Below are 15,461 nucleotides of genomic sequence, written 5' to 3'. Positions count from 1 at the left end.
AGCGTTTATGCAAGAATTAAATCTTGAAGAATTTAAAAATATATTACTTCAAAGACAAAAAGAAATTTTACAAGAACTTCAAGGCAATATAGACAATATCCATAATCTACAAGATAGTGAACCTAGAGATGAAGTTGATTTACAACAAATTGACAATAGCTCTCATATCGACCTTAAAATCAATGAAAATTTAAAAGCTGAGCTAGAAGAAATTAAACATTCATTAAGCAAAATAGATAACAATACTTATGGTATTTGTGAGTATTGTGAAGATGATATTCATCCTGAAAGACTTAAGGTTAAACCTCACGCAAAATATTGCATAAATTGTCGTGAAAATTTAGAAAAAAGGAAAGAGCTATGAAAATTAGGTTATTTTTCTTTGCAAGTTTAGTTTATCTTCTAATCATCGCAGCCTTAGTTTATAATCTAAATTTAGGAAATTATACTTTTACAATTTCCACTTTTGAATTAAATTTGCCTATTAGCTTATGGGTTGTTTTGCCTGCTTTACTTTTGATGATACTAGCTTTAGCACATATGAGTTTTTATGGCTTTTTAAAACATTTACAATATAAAAATCTAATTAAAGATAGTAAAAATTATGAAAATTTTATTATTGATATTTTTTTAAAAAAAGCAAGCAAGGTTAAATTTAAAACTCAAGAATTTCAAAATATAGCAAAAGATACGCAAGCTCTTTGTTTTAAAGAAAAAATTCAAAATCCCAAAATAGATGAAATTATTGATATTTTTGAACACTTAGATAAAAAAGAATTTGTGGAATTAAAAAAATATAAATTAGATTCAAATAATGAAATTTTCATTTTAAATGAAAAAAATCGCTTTCAAAATGATAGCAATTATGCTTTTTCTTTTATCAAAAACAAAGATACCTTAGCTAGTGAGCTAGAAATTTTTGCTTATAAAATGGTATTAGAAAATGCGCCTTATAGTCAGATTAAAACACTAAAAGTTCAAAAAAACCAAGATGATATTTTATTGCTTTTGGATAGATTTGAAAAAGAAAACTTAGAATTAAATCACGCTGAAATCGAAGTTTTACTTAGTATGAATACTTTAGATGATAAGTCATATTTACGCTGTGCTAAAATACTTTGTAAAAAAATAGAACCTCAAGTATTAATTGCTTTATTTAAAAAGTTAAAAGATAATTATTCTCAAGCTTTAAGAGCTTATCTTTATACTTTGGCAGAATTTGGTATGTATGATGAATTGCTTAATGAATTAGGAAATGATCAAAATGAACATAAAGACTTTAGACTCTTACTCTTTTTAAGAGAACATAATAAAAAAATAGAACTTGAAAAATTAATACAATGATAGATTTTAGTAAAAAGCCTTTATTTTTAGCTCCTATGGCAGGTTTTTCAGACTTGCCTTTGAGAAATTTAGTTAAACAATTTGGGGCTGATGTAACCATTAGTGAAATGATAAGTTCTAATGCCTTAGTTTATGAGAGCTCAAAAACTCTTAAAATGCTAGAAAAAGCCGAACTTGAAAATCCTTACATAGTTCAAATTGCAGGCTCAGATGAAAGTGTAATTTGCAAAGCAGTAGAAATTTTAAATCGTTTTGATTTTATAGATGGGATTGATTTTAATTGTGGTTGTCCTGTAAATAAGGTTATAAAACAATGTGCAGGTAGTGCTCTTTTACAAGATCTTGATAAATTACAAAGAATTTTAGAACTTATCAAAAAAACAAGTAACAAAAAATTAACTAGTGTCAAAGTAAGATTAGGATTTGATAAAAAAGATCCCGTCGCCATCGCTAAAGCGTGTGAAAATGCTGGAGTAGATTTTATCAGTATGCATGGTCGCACTAGAAAACAAATGTATAGTGGAAATGCTGATTATGAAGCCATAGCTTTAGCCAAAGAAAATATCAAAATTCCTTTAGTTGCAAATGGTGATATTAGTGAAGATAATGCCAAAGAAGTATTTAAAATAACAAATTGTGATGCTTTGATGATAGGGCGTGCAAGCGTAGGAAAACCTTGGATATTTTATGAAATAAAAACTGGTAAAAAAATCGAAAAGGCTATGAAAAATAAAATCATTTGTACACATTTTGAAGAAATGTTAAAGCATTATAAAGAACAAGGTATAAGCATCTTTAGAAAACACTTACATGAGTATTCTAAGGGCTATGATGATGCTTCTAATTTTAGAGATTGTGTTAATCGCATTAATGATGCAGAAATTATGCGAAAATATATTCAAGAATTTTTCGATAAGGAATGATTTTTGCTTGTAAATTATCAAGCAATATGAATGAAGAGATACCATAAAACAAGGAAGGTTCATGGCAGCTCATATCAATTCAAAAGGGATTTACAAAGCATTAGGTGGCATTAGAACAAGTGCGAATAATTTAGCAGCACATGCTTCAAAGCTTAATAATCAAAGTTTAAATTTCGAGCAAGTTTTACAACAAACCCAACCAAAATGTATAAAAACTTGTTTACAAAATTCTCAAAAAGAACTTGAAAATTTGCTTGAAAATATTAAAAATAGCCAAGATACTATCACAAAAAATATACACAAAGATAGTGCAAATATCATTGCAAGATTAAGACAAGAAGTCATTATGATGTATGATATTACCCTTAAAAACCCTCTTTGATAATTTTATATAAATTATCAATATATTCATCGCTAAAATGCGATGAATTAAAACTCCTATATAATTTTACAAGATCTTTAGCATTAAACTCATAACCAAAAGCACATTTTTTATGAGCGGGCAAAAAAGCTCTTACTAGTACAACATTTTTTTGAATATACTCATCACAATAAAAACATACAAAACTTTTATGCAAACGCCCTTCAAAATCTAAAATTTTTAAATAAGCATCCACTATAACACGTTTGCAATCTTGCTTTTCAAAACGCTTAGCACAGTCTTCTAAAAGTTCAAAGTAAAAACTATCAATTTCTTCAACATCTTTTAAATGTAAATAAAAAAGTCTAATAAATTCCTGCCAAAAAAACATTCTCTCTCTATCTAAAATCCAAGAAAAACCAATATGTAAAACATCTTTTAAACGTGGTAAAAATCTCGAACTTTCTTCAAGCTCAAAATCAATCTTATACCCACTTAGTATATTAGAATGACGCATGCCATAAAATCTATAACTTTTAATAACTTTTTTAGTACTTAAAAGATAAACGATTAAATCCTCATCTTTTACACTCTGAGTGTGTAAAATATACCCTTGCATTTTATAAAAGTTCTATGCCATAAGCTTGCAAAATTTCATATGCACTATTTTCCAAAGACTTACTAAAACTCGCTGTTGCATTTTTATGTAATATAATTTTTGAGTTAATGCTAGCGCTTTGAGCTAAAATAATATTACTAAATACACAAATATGTGAAACAAGACCACAAAATTCTATACTTTCATAATAATTTTGTTTTAAAAAATTGGCTAATTCTAAGCTACCAAAAGCATTCTTATAAAATATTTTTTTTGCATTTTTTAAATACACATCAAAATCACCTGGCATTTGCCAACCTAAAGTATCTCTAATGCAATGATAAGTAGGTAAATTTTTTCCTTCTTGAGTTTTTAAATAATTTTCATCATGCGTATCAAAAGTAAAAACAATATCACCTTGATGATTTTTTAAAAGAGCAAGAATATTATCTTTTATCTTGGTAGCTTCTTCAAAACCCAAGCTACCATCGATAAAATCATTTTGATAATCAACAACAACTAAAAGATTAGCCATTATCCTTGACCATAAAAAAGCTATCTGTGTGGATATTTTCAAATGCAGTTTTTAAACTTGTAAATAATTTTGGATTTTCTTTTTCTAAATTTGCTAAAAGCTGCTTAGCTTCTTCTCTTGCATGAGGAAATTTTACATTTTTTTCACTTAATTTCATGCCAGGACAAAATTCATTACCAATTACTTCTAATTCATTATTAATAGCATTTTCTCTTAATTGTCTTTCTCTTACAAAAATCAAAGGACGAATAACCTCTACACCTCTTTTGCTTTTATACTTGGGAACTAGACTCCTAAGAGAACCATTATAAATAAAATTCATAAAAAAACTCTCTACCGCATCATCTAAATGGTGAGCTATAGCTAATTTATTAAAACCATTTTCCAAAGCATAAGTATATAAAGCACCACGCCTCATTCTTGAAAAATAGCTACAAAAACTTGAATTTTTTCTAATCGTATCACCTGAAATTTCATAAATATTAGAATCAATCACTTCATGATCAATACCATGTTCTTTGCAGTGATTATGGAGTTTGGTATAATCTTCACCCATGCCATAGCTTAAAGTTACTGCTTTAAGTTCAAATTTAAAAGGCGCATGTGCTTGCATACGCTTTAAAAGATGTGCTAAGGCAAGCGAATCTTTCCCACCGCTAAGCCCTAATAAAACTTTATCATTGTCTCCTATTAAAGAAAATTTAGCATTAGCTTTAGCTACTTCTCTGATTAGTTTTTTACTAAGATTTATCATAATTTCTCACAAATTTTTAGAACAAAATTAGCTGAATTTTTGGCTGATTTTTCTACAAACTCATCAAAGTCAAATTCAGCTTTCTCACCTGCTTTATCACTCATAGATCTTAAAATCAAACATGGAATTTTTAAAGCATCGCACACCAAAGCTACACTAGCTCCTTCCATTTCACAAGCATCTGCATTAAAAATTTCTCTAATTTTTGCTTTTTTATTCTCATCACAAATAAACTCATCACCCGTAGCGATAATACCTGATTGTAATTTAACACCAAGTTCTTTAGCAACTTCTATGGCGAGATTATTTAGCTTATCATCTGTTTTTATAAAAATTTCATTACCAGGAACATAGCCAAGCGGATGCCCAAAAGCTGTGATATCTAAATCATATTGAGCTAATTTTGTAGCATAGATTAAATCCCCTATTTCTAAACTAGGATTAAAAGCACCAGCCACACCCGTAAAGAGTAAAAGCTCGGCTTTAAATTTTTCTATCATAATAGTCGCACTAAGGGTAGAATTGACTTTCCCTATCTTAGAATAAGCAATAATTAATTCATGATTTTTATATTTTGCAAGATAATAAGTATTATTTGCATATTCTATTGTTTGATACTCTTTTAATGTTTCTAGTAAAGGAGTAACCTCTTCAGGCATAGCTCCTAAAATAGCTATTTTCATTTAATTACCTTTAAAATTTCATCAATATCTTCTATTTTACTTAAAGTATAAGTTTCTTTTTGAGTGATTTTTTTATTTAATCCCTTTAACACACTTGCACCAAATTCTATATAAAAATCTACTTCTTCATCTATTGCTTTAATACTTTGTTTATAAAGAACAGGCTTGATGAGTTGCTCGCTTAAAAGCATTAGAGCTTGATTTTTATCATTATACACTTTTGCATTAACATTTGACACTACGCTTTTAAAGCTCTCTTTTAAAATAGGTTCTAATTCTTTTGTAAGTTTCAAAGACGCATTTTTTAATAATGGACAATGACTTGCAACGCTCATGTTCAAAAGCATAGCTCTTTTAGCTCCTGCATTTTTAAACTCACTCTCATAAGAAGCTAAATCAGGCTTTAAACCTGCTACTACAATTTGTCCATCACAATTATAATTAGCCGCAAAAATGTTTTTTTTCTCACTCAATGCTTTTTGACAAAGTTCTTCTACCACTTTATCTTCAAGCCCTAAAATCACCATCATACCAGCTTCTATTTTAGAGCAATCTTCTTGCATAAACTTACCGCGTTTATTAACAAGTGCTATAACATCTAAAAAGCTAAATGCATCTTGGGTTGCTAAAGCACTGAATTCTCCTAGCGAATGACCTAGGCTGTACTTAGCTTCTATATCAACTTGCTCTTTTAAAGCTTCATAAGCCATTAGTGAGTTTAATACTATGGCCATTTGTGTAAATTCGCTTTTATTTAAATTTTCATTTTCCTTAAAAAGCAAATTTTTAAAATCAATTTTACAAAAATCACTAGCATTATCTAATAATTCTTTCGATTTTTTAGAATTATCATAAAAACTCAAACCCATGCCAACACTTTGAGAACCTTGACCTGGGAAAATAAATGCGCTATTCATTAATGACCACCGCAGCAACCGCCGCCGCCATGTCCGTGGCCACCACAACATCCACCGCCGCCATGTCCGTGATGATGATCATGATGATGTCCTCCACCACCACATCCACAGCTTCTACTGCCTGCAATAATTCCTGTTAAAATTTCATCTTCACTTGCAGCTCTAACATCTACGATATTGATTGAAAACAACAAGTCTTTTCCTGCATAAGCATGATTGTAATCAATAGTAACTTCATTTTCGGTAATTTCTCTAACAATTACTCTTACCGTATTACCATCTTCACCTTCGCCAAAAAGCTCCATACCAACTTGCAAATCAATCCCTGCAAACTGCTCTTTTGGTAAAGTTTGTAATGCATTGGCATCATATTCGCCCAAAGCATTTTCTTTTTTTATCACAATATCAGCATTACAAGGAGCATTAAGCTTTTGAATTTCTTCTTCTAATCCTTCTAAAATTTGACCCTTACCTAAAATAAAAGAAATAGGTTCAGCATAAATATTTGATTCTAAAACTTCATTAGTATTTGCATCTTTTAATTCATAAAACATTGAAACTACACTATTTTTTTCTATAGCCATTTTATCTCCTTTGTTATTTTCTATCTGGTGAAACTTTTGCTTCAGGACTATCAGGATAAGCCGTCTTTAAAGCTTTATAAAATTTATTTGCACTTTTTGGATCCCCAACCTTATCTAAGCTAATAGCTGTATGATAAAGTAATTTTGGTACATAATCGCCTTTAGTGCTTATAGCAGAACTTTTCTTATAAAATCCCAAAGCACCTGCGTAATCTTGCTGTTTATATCTTATCTCTCCAAGCCAAAAAGTAGATCTAGCAGGTTTGTAGTGAATACTTATTAGATGTTCAAATTTTTCTTTTGCATCCTCAAATTGATTTTTATTAGTTTCTTCTATCGCTTTTTTCAAAATTTCACTAGATTGCAATTTTTTCCAACTATCATCTTTTGCTTCAATCACTTCATCTTGAGTTTCATTTACATCTTGAATGATTTCTTCGGTTTTATTATCATCACTTACAACAGGAACAACTGGAGTAATTTTTGTTTGATTTTGCACTCTAGCTATTTCAGACTGAAAAAAGGTTATGGTTTTATTCATATCTTCTTTTGAAATATAATCATCATTGATTTTATTAATCAAAGTTGTAATTTCACTTAAAACTTTTTGAATTTCTTGATGATTTTTTTCTTGAATTTGCCTATTTTCCTCCACATAAGCTCTTAAATTTTGAATTTCTTGAGTTATGTTTGCGTCAAAATTTTGATAAGTTTCTTCTAATGAAAGCAATTTTGTGTTAGCTTTTGAATATTGAGCATTCAAACCCTCTGTTACACTTTGCAATCCTTCTATATTCTCTACTGCTGTATTTATTTTACTTGTTAAATTTGTATAATATTCATTCAATGCCCTTAGGCGTTCTTGATTTTCATATTGTAATTTTTCATTTTGAGTTAAACCATAAGGTGTTTTTGTATCTACTTTTCCTGCATCAAAAGCTGAAATTTCAGCGTGTAAAAAAGTAGCTCCTAAAAGAGCTACTGATAATAATTTTAATTTCATTTATTTAAAACTTATTTTGATAATTTAAATTCTGCACGGCGATTTTGAGCATCGCAAGTTTTTGTTCTTTCAGTACATACAGGATTAGTTTCTCCATAGCTTTTAACGCTAATTCTATCCGCGCTAACACCTTGAGCTACTAAAGATTCTTTTACCGCTTTAGCTCTTTTTAAACCTAAAGCTTGATTATACTCATCAGTTCCCCACTCATCGCAGTTTCCTTCAACTACTATTGCAGCATTAGCAGCTTCTTTATTAAAGATTTCAGCATTATTTGCAATAACCTTTTGCATATCTGATCTAACATTAAATTTATCAAAATCAAAATATACATTTGCTACAGAATTTAAAGATTCAAGATTTTCAAATCTATCAGATCCACCGCTACCTTTTGAGCCATCTACACTACTTGAACTACTAACGCTAGTGTTTTTAGTAGCACAACCACTTACAATAACAGCAAATGCAGTAATTGAAGCAAAAATGATTTTTTTCATTGATTTCCCCTTTTGTTTATTTAAAAATCATAATTTAATTATAACAAAAAAAATATGATTTTAGTATTTTACCAATCAATTGATTGAATTTTACCCACTTTTAAGCCATAATGAAAAGCTTTATTTGCATTAATTCGAATAACACCTAAAGCACTTTGAGAGCCTAAGTACTTAATAAACACAACACTTTCTCCATCACTTGAAAATCTTGGAAAAAGATTTTTACCATTTGCGGTGAGTTGTCTTATGTAATCACTTTGAGTTGACATCAAGTAAAGATTAAAAACTCCGCTTTGATTTACTTCTCTGCTAGAATAAACCATGTAGTGTTTATAGGTAGAAACCGAAGAATTATTTTTACCATGAAAAACAACTTGTTCTGTTAAATTTGAATCTAAATTTTGCATAAAAATATTTGGATAGCCTAAGCGATCAGACACAAATACAATTTTTTTATCACCATCAACAAAATTGCCATTTACATCAATACCCATATAGTTTGTAATTTGTGTCAGATTTTTTGAATCTACATCATACAAGTATACATCAGGTTGGTCTTTTGGAGCCATGGTAAGTAAAATTTTTTTACCATCATCACTCACATCAGAAGCAACCATCATACCTTTGCTAGCAATAATTTTTGTTATATTTTTATTTTTCATATTATATTTATAAAGAGTTGGAATCTCATCTTCATAGGCAGTAAAATAAAATGCATTTTGTTCTTTATTTGCCCATTTAGGAAACAAATTTAAACCTTTTGAAATCAATACTTTTTGGTAAGTTAAAGTATAATCTGCTAATAAAATATCACTTTGCTTACTACCTTGTGTTCTAGCTATTAAAATTTTATGATCCATCCAATCAACCGGAGCAAAACCTAACTTTTTATTCATTTGGGCAACACTTCTATGTGCTAAAAATGGATACTCTTCGATGGAAAGAATTTGTTCGTAAAATCTTGTTTTAGTTTCATTTGCAGCTAAAATTTCAACATCAATATCTAAAAGTTTACCGTTTTTATTTAATATATAAGAAAAAATATAATCACCTTGTTTTTCATCTTGAGTTATCTCAAAATTTGAACTTACTTTTATATCATTAACAAGCATGTTATAAAAACTTTTTTTAAGATCTAAATCATTCAATTTAGACTGATCTTTAATATAAATTTTTGGCAATTGCATACCTTTATTAACAACAGATATTGTTGCATCTTGTCCAAATAATACTGAACAAAAAAATAAAAATACTAGTATTTTTTTCATTGTTTCTCCGTTTTAAACTCAATTATATCACTAAGTTGCATTTTAATTTTTCTTATTTTACCATTTGGAGGTAAAGTTATGTATTTTCCTTCTAAATTTTGTAAAAATTCTTTTGCTTTTTTATCAAAATTATCACTATGTGCACTAGTAGTGTTTAACAGGTAAAAATAACCATTATTATCAATTACAAATTCTACTTCTATACTTAAATTACCACTAGGATTATAAATTCTCCATCTATCTTCAAGATATTTTCTAACAGCGCCTAAGAATTGATCATAAACCCCTACTTTTTGCTCCATGACAGATTGACCTAATTCTTGATTTATTTTTAAATTTTCATTGAGTTGCTTAGAAAAATCATTGATTTTTTCTCTTTGGGCAAAAGTAGGTTTTTTTGAAGGCATAGAAGATTGCACTTTAGTCGTTTTTTCTTCTTGATAGTCTTCTATTTTACCAAACAACTCATTAAAAACACTTGCTTGTTGTTCTATATTTTGGGTGTTAACGCTTTTATTGGTAGTGTATTTTTGTAAAAGATTTTCTTCAAATAAACTTTGTAGATTTTCTTTTTGTAATTCTTGTATCATATTTACTTGATTTTGATTTATGCTATCTCCAAGTTCTATATTGATAAAACCATTAGGATCATCAGTATATTCAATGGCTTTTGGTTTATACTCAACCAACTTAAAAAATACCAAAAAAACAACAAAAAAATAAACTAAAGTTGCATAAATAAAAGCTTTAAGATTATGTGTAGAATTTTCTTCCATTTTTTACTCAGTTTGCAAAGCAACTTTTTGGAAGCCTAAATGTTTCATTGTTCTTAAAACACTCATTACATCATCATATTTTAGATTCTTATCCGCTCTGATAAAAACTGTCTCTTGAGTATTATACTGAACTTTTAAAGCATTCATATTATCCGCAAAACTTATAAAATCAAATTTATCTTTTCCTATAAAAATTTCTTTTTTTGCATTAATTGTTATAATCAAACTTTTAATATTTGGCGCACTTGAAGTTTTTTGCGAACCTTGAGGAAGTTGAACTTTTTCTTCATATGTGATGCTTGGTGCTGTTACCATTAAAATAGCAAGCAACACAAGCATAATATCTACCAAAGGTGTAATATTGAGTTCAGGTTTTTCTTCTAAAAACATAAATTAAGCCTTTATAGAACTTACCAGCACCTTGATTTCACTATCTAAGATATTAATCAATTCATAGGCTTTACGTTTAATAATCAAATGAAAACTGTATGCAGGAATCGCTACTAAAATTCCACAACCTGTAGCCACTAAAGCTTCACTGATTTTAGGAGCTATAATGCTTAAAGAATTTTGCATCTCTAAGCCACCAAAAGTTTCAAGTATAGAAATAACCGTACCAAAAAGACCTATAAAAGGAGAGGTTGAAGCGATAATGCTAAGCCAAGTTAATCCTATTGTGGCTTTTTTTTCTACAGAATTTTTATAAATATTCATCTTTGTTTCATCAACTTCAACACATTTTTTTAAAATTGATGCACTTTGACTTAAATCTTTTTCGCCTCTCATTAAAGCTTCTAAAGCCTGGCTTTCATTTTGAGTCCATTTATTAATAAGCATCAACCTTGAAAATAATATACTAAAACTAAGTATAAAATACACCGAAAGCCAAGCTAATACTATATAAGTGATTAAGCTTGTATTTTCAAAAAAATGAAAAATTGCTTGAAAATCCACTATTTTTGCCTTACATTATTATCCATTTTAGCAAAAGTAGAAGCAAGTGCAATACTATCACTGCTCATAGATTTAATTAAATCTTTTGCTTCTTCTAATCTTTTTGCTATTTCACTATCACTATTTCCTCCAACCCATACAGCGCCTTTTGCTAAAACACTCACTTTAGTTTCAGAAACTTTTGCATGACCTGAATCAATAGCAACTAATTCATGAGTTGAATCTGATTTTTCTATATCTATAATTCCTGCTTTTAAAGAAGAGATTAAAGATGCATGTCCTTTTAAAACACCAAATTCACCCTCGCTTCCAGGAAGAACTACCAATCTTGCATCCCCTTGATAAATCATACCAAGAGGTGTAATGATTTCTAAAGATATTAAATCTTGCATAAATTAACCTTTTTTAGCCTTATCCACTTTACAATTATCTAAACAAACGTCTTTTCTGCTAACTTCTTTAAGTGTTTCAGCTTTTGCTATAGCTTCATCTATATTACCAACCATATAAAAAGCATTTTCTGGTAAATCATCATATTTACCTTCTAAAATACCTTTAAATCCTGCAATTGTATCTTCTAAGCTGATATATTTTCCAGGGCTACCTGTGAAAACTTCAGCAACGAAGAATGGTTGAGATAGGAATTTTTCAATTTTTCTTGCTCTTTCAACAATCAATTTATCTTCTTCGCTTAACTCATCCATACCCAAAATAGCAATAATATCTTGCAAATCTTTATATTTTTGTAATACTGATTGTACTCCACGTGCTACTTTATAGTGCTCTTCACCAATAATTTGCGGATCAAGCATTCTTGAAGTAGAATCAAGTGGATCAACAGCTGGATAAATACCTTTTTCAGCAATTGATCTATTTAAAACTGTTGTTGCATCCAAGTGTGCAAAAACTGTTGCTGGCGCAGGGTCTGTTAAGTCATCTGCTGGTACATAAACTGCTTGAACTGAAGTAATAGATCCTTTTTTGGTTGAAGTAATTCTTTCTTGGAACTTACCCATTTCGCTAGCTAGGGTTGGTTGATAACCAACAGCTGAAGGAATTCTTCCTAAAAGCGCTGACATTTCTGAACCTGATTGAGAAAATCTAAAAATATTATCAATAAACATTAAAACATCAAGTCCCATTTCATCTCTAAAATACTCAGCCATAGTAAGACCTGTTAACGCAATACGATTTCTTGCTCCTGGTGGTTCATTCATTTGACCATAGCACAATGCAACTTTATCCAATACGTTACTTTCTTTCATTTCATTATAAAGGTCATTACCCTCACGAGTTCTTTCGCCAACACCTGCAAAAACCGAATATCCGCTGTGTTTAAATGCAACGTTGTGAATTAATTCCATAATAATAACGGTTTTACCAACACCTGCACCACCAAAAAGACCAACTTTACCACCCTTAGCATAAGGAGCTAGCAAATCAACAACCTTTATACCTGTTTCAAAGATTTCACTTTTTGTACTTTGCTCTTCAAATGGAGGCGGATCTCTATGAATTGACCAGTGTTTATCAAAATTGATTTCTTCACCCTCATCAATCAAATCACCCGTTACATTAAAAATTCTTCCAAGAACTTTTTCGCCTACTGGAACGCTAATTGGATTTCCAGTTGCGACAGCTGTTAAACCTCTAACAAGACCATCCGTCATATCCATAGCGATGGTTCTTACTTTATTATCGCCTAAATGCGCAGCTACTTCAAGAACTAGCTTGCATTCTTTTCCTTCTAATTCATAATTAACAATAATAGCTTCATTAATTTGTGGAAGATAGTCTTTAAATTCAACATCAACCACTGGTCCTAAAACTTGAGAAATAAAACCTTGCATCATCACTCCTAAATTTATTTCATTGACTCAACACCGCTGATGATTTCTATCAACTCGGTGGTAATAGATTCTTGTCTTGCTTTATTATAAGCTAGATTAAGCTGCTTAACTCTAGCTTTTGCATTATTGGTTGCATTATCCATGGCTTGCATTCTAGCACTATGTTCAGCTGCCAAAGAATCAACTAAAGAAAAGTACATGTTATATTCAAAATAAGTTTTTAACAAATCGTTTAAAATTTCTTCATCTTCTGGTTCTAAGTCCATTAAAGATTCAGACTTTTGTTCTTCTTTACCAACAATAGCTTCTACTGGCAACAACTCATTAATACGAATTTCTTGAGAAATCATATTTTTATAACCATTGTGAATGATTACAATTTTATCTGTCACGCCATTTACAAAATCATCAACAGCTTTTTGGATAATAGCACAAGCCTTATCATAATCTGGACTTGAACTTGTATCTAAATATTTTTCCAAAATTTCTATATTTTGAAAATTAAAATATTCTATACCTGTTTTACCAATAGCTCTTAATCTTACCTTGATTTTTTTTGTTTTGCAATCTTCAAGCATTTCATTTACAGCTTTAATGGTTTTAATATTAAATCCACCACACAAACCCTTATCGGCTGTGACAAAAATAATATCCATTTTTTCTATATTATCTTTTTTTCTAAAAAATGGAAGTTTGTCATCAAGCCCATCGTATTGATTGATCTTGAACGCAATTTCTGATAAAACTTCATCGATTTTTTGAGCAAAAACCTTTGATTTTTTAGCTGCCTCTTCTGCTTTTCTTAGTTTAGCAGTAGAGACAAGCTTCATCGCATTGGTTGTCTTTTGTGTATTGTGAACACTTTTTATTTTTCTTTTAATTTCTTTTAAATTAGACATTTAAAAACCTTATATATGGTTTGCTTTAAACTCACTCAATGCTTTAGCTAGTTTTTCTTCTAAATCTTTATCTAAAGCTTTTTTAGTTCTAATTTGCTCAAAAATTTCTGGATACTTAGCCTCAATAAATGGATATAAAGCTGCTTCAAATTCTCCAATTTTCGAAACTGCAACATCATCTAAATAACCTTTAGTGCCTGCAAAAATAATCACAACTTGATTTTCTGGTGAAAGTGGAGAATATGGAGGTTGCTTTAAAACTTCAACCATTCTTTGTCCACGCTCAAGTTGTTTTCTACTAGCTTCATCCAAATCACTTGCAAATTGTGCAAAAGCTTGCAATTCTCTATACTGAGCTAAATCAAGTCTTAATGTACCTGAAACTTGTTTTGTTGCTTTAATTTGCGCGGCACCACCAACACGAGATACAGATAAACCAACATTAATCGCAGGACGAATACCTGAGTTAAATAAATCTGTTTCTAAGAAAATTTGACCATCTGTAATTGAAATAACATTGGTTGGAATATAAGCTGAAACATCCCCTGCTTGAGTTTCAATAATAGGAAGTGCAGTCAAGCTTCCCGCGCCAAGCTCATCACTTAACTTACTTGCTCTTTCAAGCAATCTTGAATGTAGATAGAACACATCACCAGGATAAGCCTCACGACCTGGAGGACGACGTAAAATCAAAGACATTTCACGGTATGCAACAGCATGTTTACTTAAATCATCATAAACGATCAATGCATGTCTTGAATTATCTCTAAAATATTCACCCATAGTTACCCCAGCATATGGCGCAAGATACTGTAACGCAGCAGGATCTGATGCACCCGCATTTACCACTATAGTATAATCCATTGCACCATATTCTTCAAGCTTTTTAACTACTTGAGCTACAGTACTTTGTTTTTGACCAATTGCAACATAAATACAAATAACATCTTTACCTTTTTGACTAATAATTGTATCAATTGCTACAGTTGTTTTACCTGTTTGTCTATCACCGATGATTAATTCTCTTTGTCCTCTACCAATTGGAACTAAAGCATCAATAGCTTTAATACCCGTATGTAATGGCTCATGAACGCTTTTTCTAGCCATAATACCTTTTGCTTTTTCTTCTACAAAACGATATTCGCTCGCTTCAATTACGCCTTTAGCATCAATTGGCTCTCCTAAAGCATTTACAACACGTCCTATTAACGCATCTCCAACTGGAACTTTTAAAAGTTTTTTTAATCTTTTTACAGAACTTCCTTCTTTAAGTCCAAGTCCTTTACCTAAGATAACAATACCAACACTTGATTCTTCAAGGTTAAGAACCATTCCTTTTTCGCCATTTTCAAATTCAACCATCTCTCCAGCCATAGCATTTTTAAGGCCATATACCTTAGCAACACCATCGGCAACTGAAATAATTTTACCGGTTTCTTCTATTTCAAGATTAAAGTCAAATTTTTCAATTCTTTCTTTTATAATAGAACTAATTTCATCTGCTTTAAATTTCAT

General features: G+C 30.2%; 20 protein-coding genes. 4 read left to right on the top strand and 16 right to left on the bottom strand.

The annotated features are described in order from the left end of the window. Window positions 1–7: 7 nt before the first annotated feature. The 4 genes from dksA (at window position 8) to L8U98_RS00340 (ending at window position 2,649) form a co-directional block, all read left to right on the top strand. Window positions 8–364, top strand: a complete 357-nt coding sequence (gene dksA / locus L8U98_RS00355; RefSeq protein ID WP_263663560.1) for an RNA polymerase-binding protein DksA — start codon at window positions 8–10, stop codon at window positions 362–364. Continuing rightward, window positions 361–1,344 carry a hypothetical protein gene (locus L8U98_RS00350; RefSeq protein ID WP_263724710.1) on the top strand — a complete coding sequence of 328 codons (984 nt, stop codon included), beginning with the start codon at window positions 361–363 and terminating at the stop codon, window positions 1,342–1,344. Before dksA ends, L8U98_RS00350 begins: the two co-directional genes overlap by 4 nt. Then, on the top strand, window positions 1,341–2,267 hold the full coding sequence (locus tag L8U98_RS00345; RefSeq protein WP_263682565.1) for a tRNA dihydrouridine synthase: 927 nt from the start codon (window positions 1,341–1,343) through the stop codon (window positions 2,265–2,267). Before L8U98_RS00350 ends, L8U98_RS00345 begins: the two co-directional genes overlap by 4 nt. A 61-nt stretch (window positions 2,268–2,328) precedes the next feature. Beyond that, window positions 2,329–2,649 carry a hypothetical protein gene (locus L8U98_RS00340; protein WP_070256278.1) on the top strand — a complete coding sequence of 107 codons (321 nt, stop codon included), beginning with the start codon at window positions 2,329–2,331 and terminating at the stop codon, window positions 2,647–2,649. Here L8U98_RS00340 and recO read toward each other — a convergent pair. From recO to atpA, 16 genes are all read right to left on the bottom strand, one after another. Next, a complete protein-coding gene (recO, locus tag L8U98_RS00335) occupies window positions 2,633–3,247 on the bottom strand; it encodes a recombination protein RecO (protein WP_263682563.1) in 615 nt (204 codons plus the stop codon). The two genes, L8U98_RS00340 and recO, sit on opposite strands and share 17 nt — an antisense overlap. Window position 3,248: 1 nt before the next feature. Beyond that, entirely contained in the window at window positions 3,249–3,761 is a 513-nt protein-coding gene (locus L8U98_RS00330; protein ID WP_263678400.1) for a cysteine hydrolase family protein, read from the bottom strand. Then, on the bottom strand, window positions 3,754–4,515 hold the full coding sequence (locus L8U98_RS00325) for an ATP-binding protein (protein WP_263682561.1): 762 nt from the start codon (window positions 4,513–4,515) through the stop codon (window positions 3,754–3,756). Before L8U98_RS00325 ends, L8U98_RS00330 begins: the two co-directional genes overlap by 8 nt. Continuing rightward, entirely contained in the window at window positions 4,512–5,198 is a 687-nt protein-coding gene (locus tag L8U98_RS00320) for a 5'-methylthioadenosine/adenosylhomocysteine nucleosidase (RefSeq protein ID WP_263724711.1), read from the bottom strand. Before L8U98_RS00320 ends, L8U98_RS00325 begins: the two co-directional genes overlap by 4 nt. Continuing rightward, window positions 5,195–6,115 (bottom strand): ACP S-malonyltransferase, encoded by a 921-nt coding sequence (gene fabD / locus L8U98_RS00315; RefSeq protein ID WP_263724712.1) that lies wholly within the window; start codon window positions 6,113–6,115, stop codon window positions 5,195–5,197. Before fabD ends, L8U98_RS00320 begins: the two co-directional genes overlap by 4 nt. After that, window positions 6,115–6,699, bottom strand: coding sequence for an FKBP-type peptidyl-prolyl cis-trans isomerase (locus L8U98_RS00310; RefSeq protein WP_039617371.1), 585 nt, complete (start codon window positions 6,697–6,699; stop codon window positions 6,115–6,117). The genes fabD and L8U98_RS00310 overlap by 1 nt, the downstream gene beginning before the upstream one ends. Before the next feature lie 13 nt (window positions 6,700–6,712). Continuing rightward, window positions 6,713–7,702 (bottom strand): tetratricopeptide repeat protein, encoded by a 990-nt coding sequence (locus tag L8U98_RS00305; protein WP_263663550.1) that lies wholly within the window; start codon window positions 7,700–7,702, stop codon window positions 6,713–6,715. Window positions 7,703–7,713: 11 nt separating this feature from the next. After that, window positions 7,714–8,199 carry a peptidoglycan-associated lipoprotein Pal gene (gene pal, locus L8U98_RS00300; protein ID WP_263678394.1) on the bottom strand — a complete coding sequence of 162 codons (486 nt, stop codon included), beginning with the start codon at window positions 8,197–8,199 and terminating at the stop codon, window positions 7,714–7,716. Between the two features lie 68 nt (window positions 8,200–8,267). Beyond that, a complete protein-coding gene (gene tolB / locus L8U98_RS00295) occupies window positions 8,268–9,467 on the bottom strand; it encodes a Tol-Pal system protein TolB (RefSeq protein WP_173787091.1) in 1,200 nt (399 codons plus the stop codon). Beyond that, the gene (locus L8U98_RS00290; protein ID WP_263682555.1) at window positions 9,464–10,243 is read right to left on the bottom strand and encodes a TonB C-terminal domain-containing protein; all 780 of its coding nucleotides are present in this window, start codon (window positions 10,241–10,243) and stop codon (window positions 9,464–9,466) included. Before L8U98_RS00290 ends, tolB begins: the two co-directional genes overlap by 4 nt. A 3-nt stretch (window positions 10,244–10,246) precedes the next feature. Next, window positions 10,247–10,633, bottom strand: a complete 387-nt coding sequence (locus L8U98_RS00285; RefSeq protein ID WP_012660945.1) for an ExbD/TolR family protein — start codon at window positions 10,631–10,633, stop codon at window positions 10,247–10,249. Window positions 10,634–10,636: 3 nt separating this feature from the next. Continuing rightward, window positions 10,637–11,197 carry a MotA/TolQ/ExbB proton channel family protein gene (locus tag L8U98_RS00280; RefSeq protein ID WP_263682553.1) on the bottom strand — a complete coding sequence of 187 codons (561 nt, stop codon included), beginning with the start codon at window positions 11,195–11,197 and terminating at the stop codon, window positions 10,637–10,639. Continuing rightward, on the bottom strand, window positions 11,197–11,589 hold the full coding sequence (gene atpC / locus L8U98_RS00275; protein ID WP_012660943.1) for an ATP synthase F1 subunit epsilon: 393 nt from the start codon (window positions 11,587–11,589) through the stop codon (window positions 11,197–11,199). Before atpC ends, L8U98_RS00280 begins: the two co-directional genes overlap by 1 nt. Before the next feature lie 3 nt (window positions 11,590–11,592). Further along, window positions 11,593–13,047 (bottom strand): F0F1 ATP synthase subunit beta, encoded by a 1,455-nt coding sequence (gene atpD, locus L8U98_RS00270; RefSeq protein ID WP_039667925.1) that lies wholly within the window; start codon window positions 13,045–13,047, stop codon window positions 11,593–11,595. A 14-nt stretch (window positions 13,048–13,061) separates the two neighbouring features. Further along, a complete protein-coding gene (gene atpG, locus L8U98_RS00265) occupies window positions 13,062–13,946 on the bottom strand; it encodes an ATP synthase F1 subunit gamma (RefSeq protein WP_263663543.1) in 885 nt (294 codons plus the stop codon). 9 nt (window positions 13,947–13,955) lie between these two features. Beyond that, window positions 13,956–15,461 carry a F0F1 ATP synthase subunit alpha gene (gene atpA, locus L8U98_RS00260; protein ID WP_012660940.1) on the bottom strand — a complete coding sequence of 502 codons (1,506 nt, stop codon included), beginning with the start codon at window positions 15,459–15,461 and terminating at the stop codon, window positions 13,956–13,958.

The sequence above is a fragment of the Campylobacter sp. RKI_CA19_01128 genome (assembly GCF_025771175.1).
In the GTDB taxonomy this organism is placed as follows: domain Bacteria; phylum Campylobacterota; class Campylobacteria; order Campylobacterales; family Campylobacteraceae; genus Campylobacter_D.
Note: the sequence above shows the minus strand (reverse complement) of the source record. Positions and strands in the feature narration are given on the sequence as shown.

Excerpts from the sequence above, each read along its gene's own strand:
- L8U98_RS00350 (WP_263724710.1), top strand. The coding sequence starts at position 361 with ATGAAAATTAGGTTATTTTTCTTTGCAAGTTTAGTTTATCTTCTAATC.
- atpA (WP_012660940.1), bottom strand. The coding sequence starts at position 15,461 with ATGAAATTTAAAGCAGATGAAATTAGTTCTATTATAAAAGAAAGAATT.
- L8U98_RS00290 (WP_263682555.1), bottom strand. The coding sequence starts at position 10,243 with ATGGAAGAAAATTCTACACATAATCTTAAAGCTTTTATTTATGCAACT.
- atpG (WP_263663543.1), bottom strand. The coding sequence starts at position 13,946 with ATGTCTAATTTAAAAGAAATTAAAAGAAAAATAAAAAGTGTTCACAAT.
- L8U98_RS00345 (WP_263682565.1), top strand. The coding sequence starts at position 1,341 with ATGATAGATTTTAGTAAAAAGCCTTTATTTTTAGCTCCTATGGCAGGT.
- L8U98_RS00325 (WP_263682561.1), bottom strand. The coding sequence starts at position 4,515 with ATGATAAATCTTAGTAAAAAACTAATCAGAGAAGTAGCTAAAGCTAAT.
- fabD (WP_263724712.1), bottom strand. The coding sequence starts at position 6,115 with ATGAATAGCGCATTTATTTTCCCAGGTCAAGGTTCTCAAAGTGTTGGC.
- pal (WP_263678394.1), bottom strand. The coding sequence starts at position 8,199 with ATGAAAAAAATCATTTTTGCTTCAATTACTGCATTTGCTGTTATTGTA.
- L8U98_RS00305 (WP_263663550.1), bottom strand. The coding sequence starts at position 7,702 with ATGAAATTAAAATTATTATCAGTAGCTCTTTTAGGAGCTACTTTTTTA.
- atpD (WP_039667925.1), bottom strand. The coding sequence starts at position 13,047 with ATGCAAGGTTTTATTTCTCAAGTTTTAGGACCAGTGGTTGATGTTGAA.
- L8U98_RS00340 (WP_070256278.1), top strand. The coding sequence starts at position 2,329 with ATGGCAGCTCATATCAATTCAAAAGGGATTTACAAAGCATTAGGTGGC.
- dksA (WP_263663560.1), top strand. The coding sequence starts at position 8 with ATGCAAGAATTAAATCTTGAAGAATTTAAAAATATATTACTTCAAAGA.
- L8U98_RS00310 (WP_039617371.1), bottom strand. The coding sequence starts at position 6,699 with ATGGCTATAGAAAAAAATAGTGTAGTTTCAATGTTTTATGAATTAAAA.
- tolB (WP_173787091.1), bottom strand. The coding sequence starts at position 9,467 with ATGAAAAAAATACTAGTATTTTTATTTTTTTGTTCAGTATTATTTGGA.
- recO (WP_263682563.1), bottom strand. The coding sequence starts at position 3,247 with ATGCAAGGGTATATTTTACACACTCAGAGTGTAAAAGATGAGGATTTA.
- atpC (WP_012660943.1), bottom strand. The coding sequence starts at position 11,589 with ATGCAAGATTTAATATCTTTAGAAATCATTACACCTCTTGGTATGATT.
- L8U98_RS00320 (WP_263724711.1), bottom strand. The coding sequence starts at position 5,198 with ATGAAAATAGCTATTTTAGGAGCTATGCCTGAAGAGGTTACTCCTTTA.
- L8U98_RS00285 (WP_012660945.1), bottom strand. The coding sequence starts at position 10,633 with ATGTTTTTAGAAGAAAAACCTGAACTCAATATTACACCTTTGGTAGAT.
- L8U98_RS00330 (WP_263678400.1), bottom strand. The coding sequence starts at position 3,761 with ATGGCTAATCTTTTAGTTGTTGTTGATTATCAAAATGATTTTATCGAT.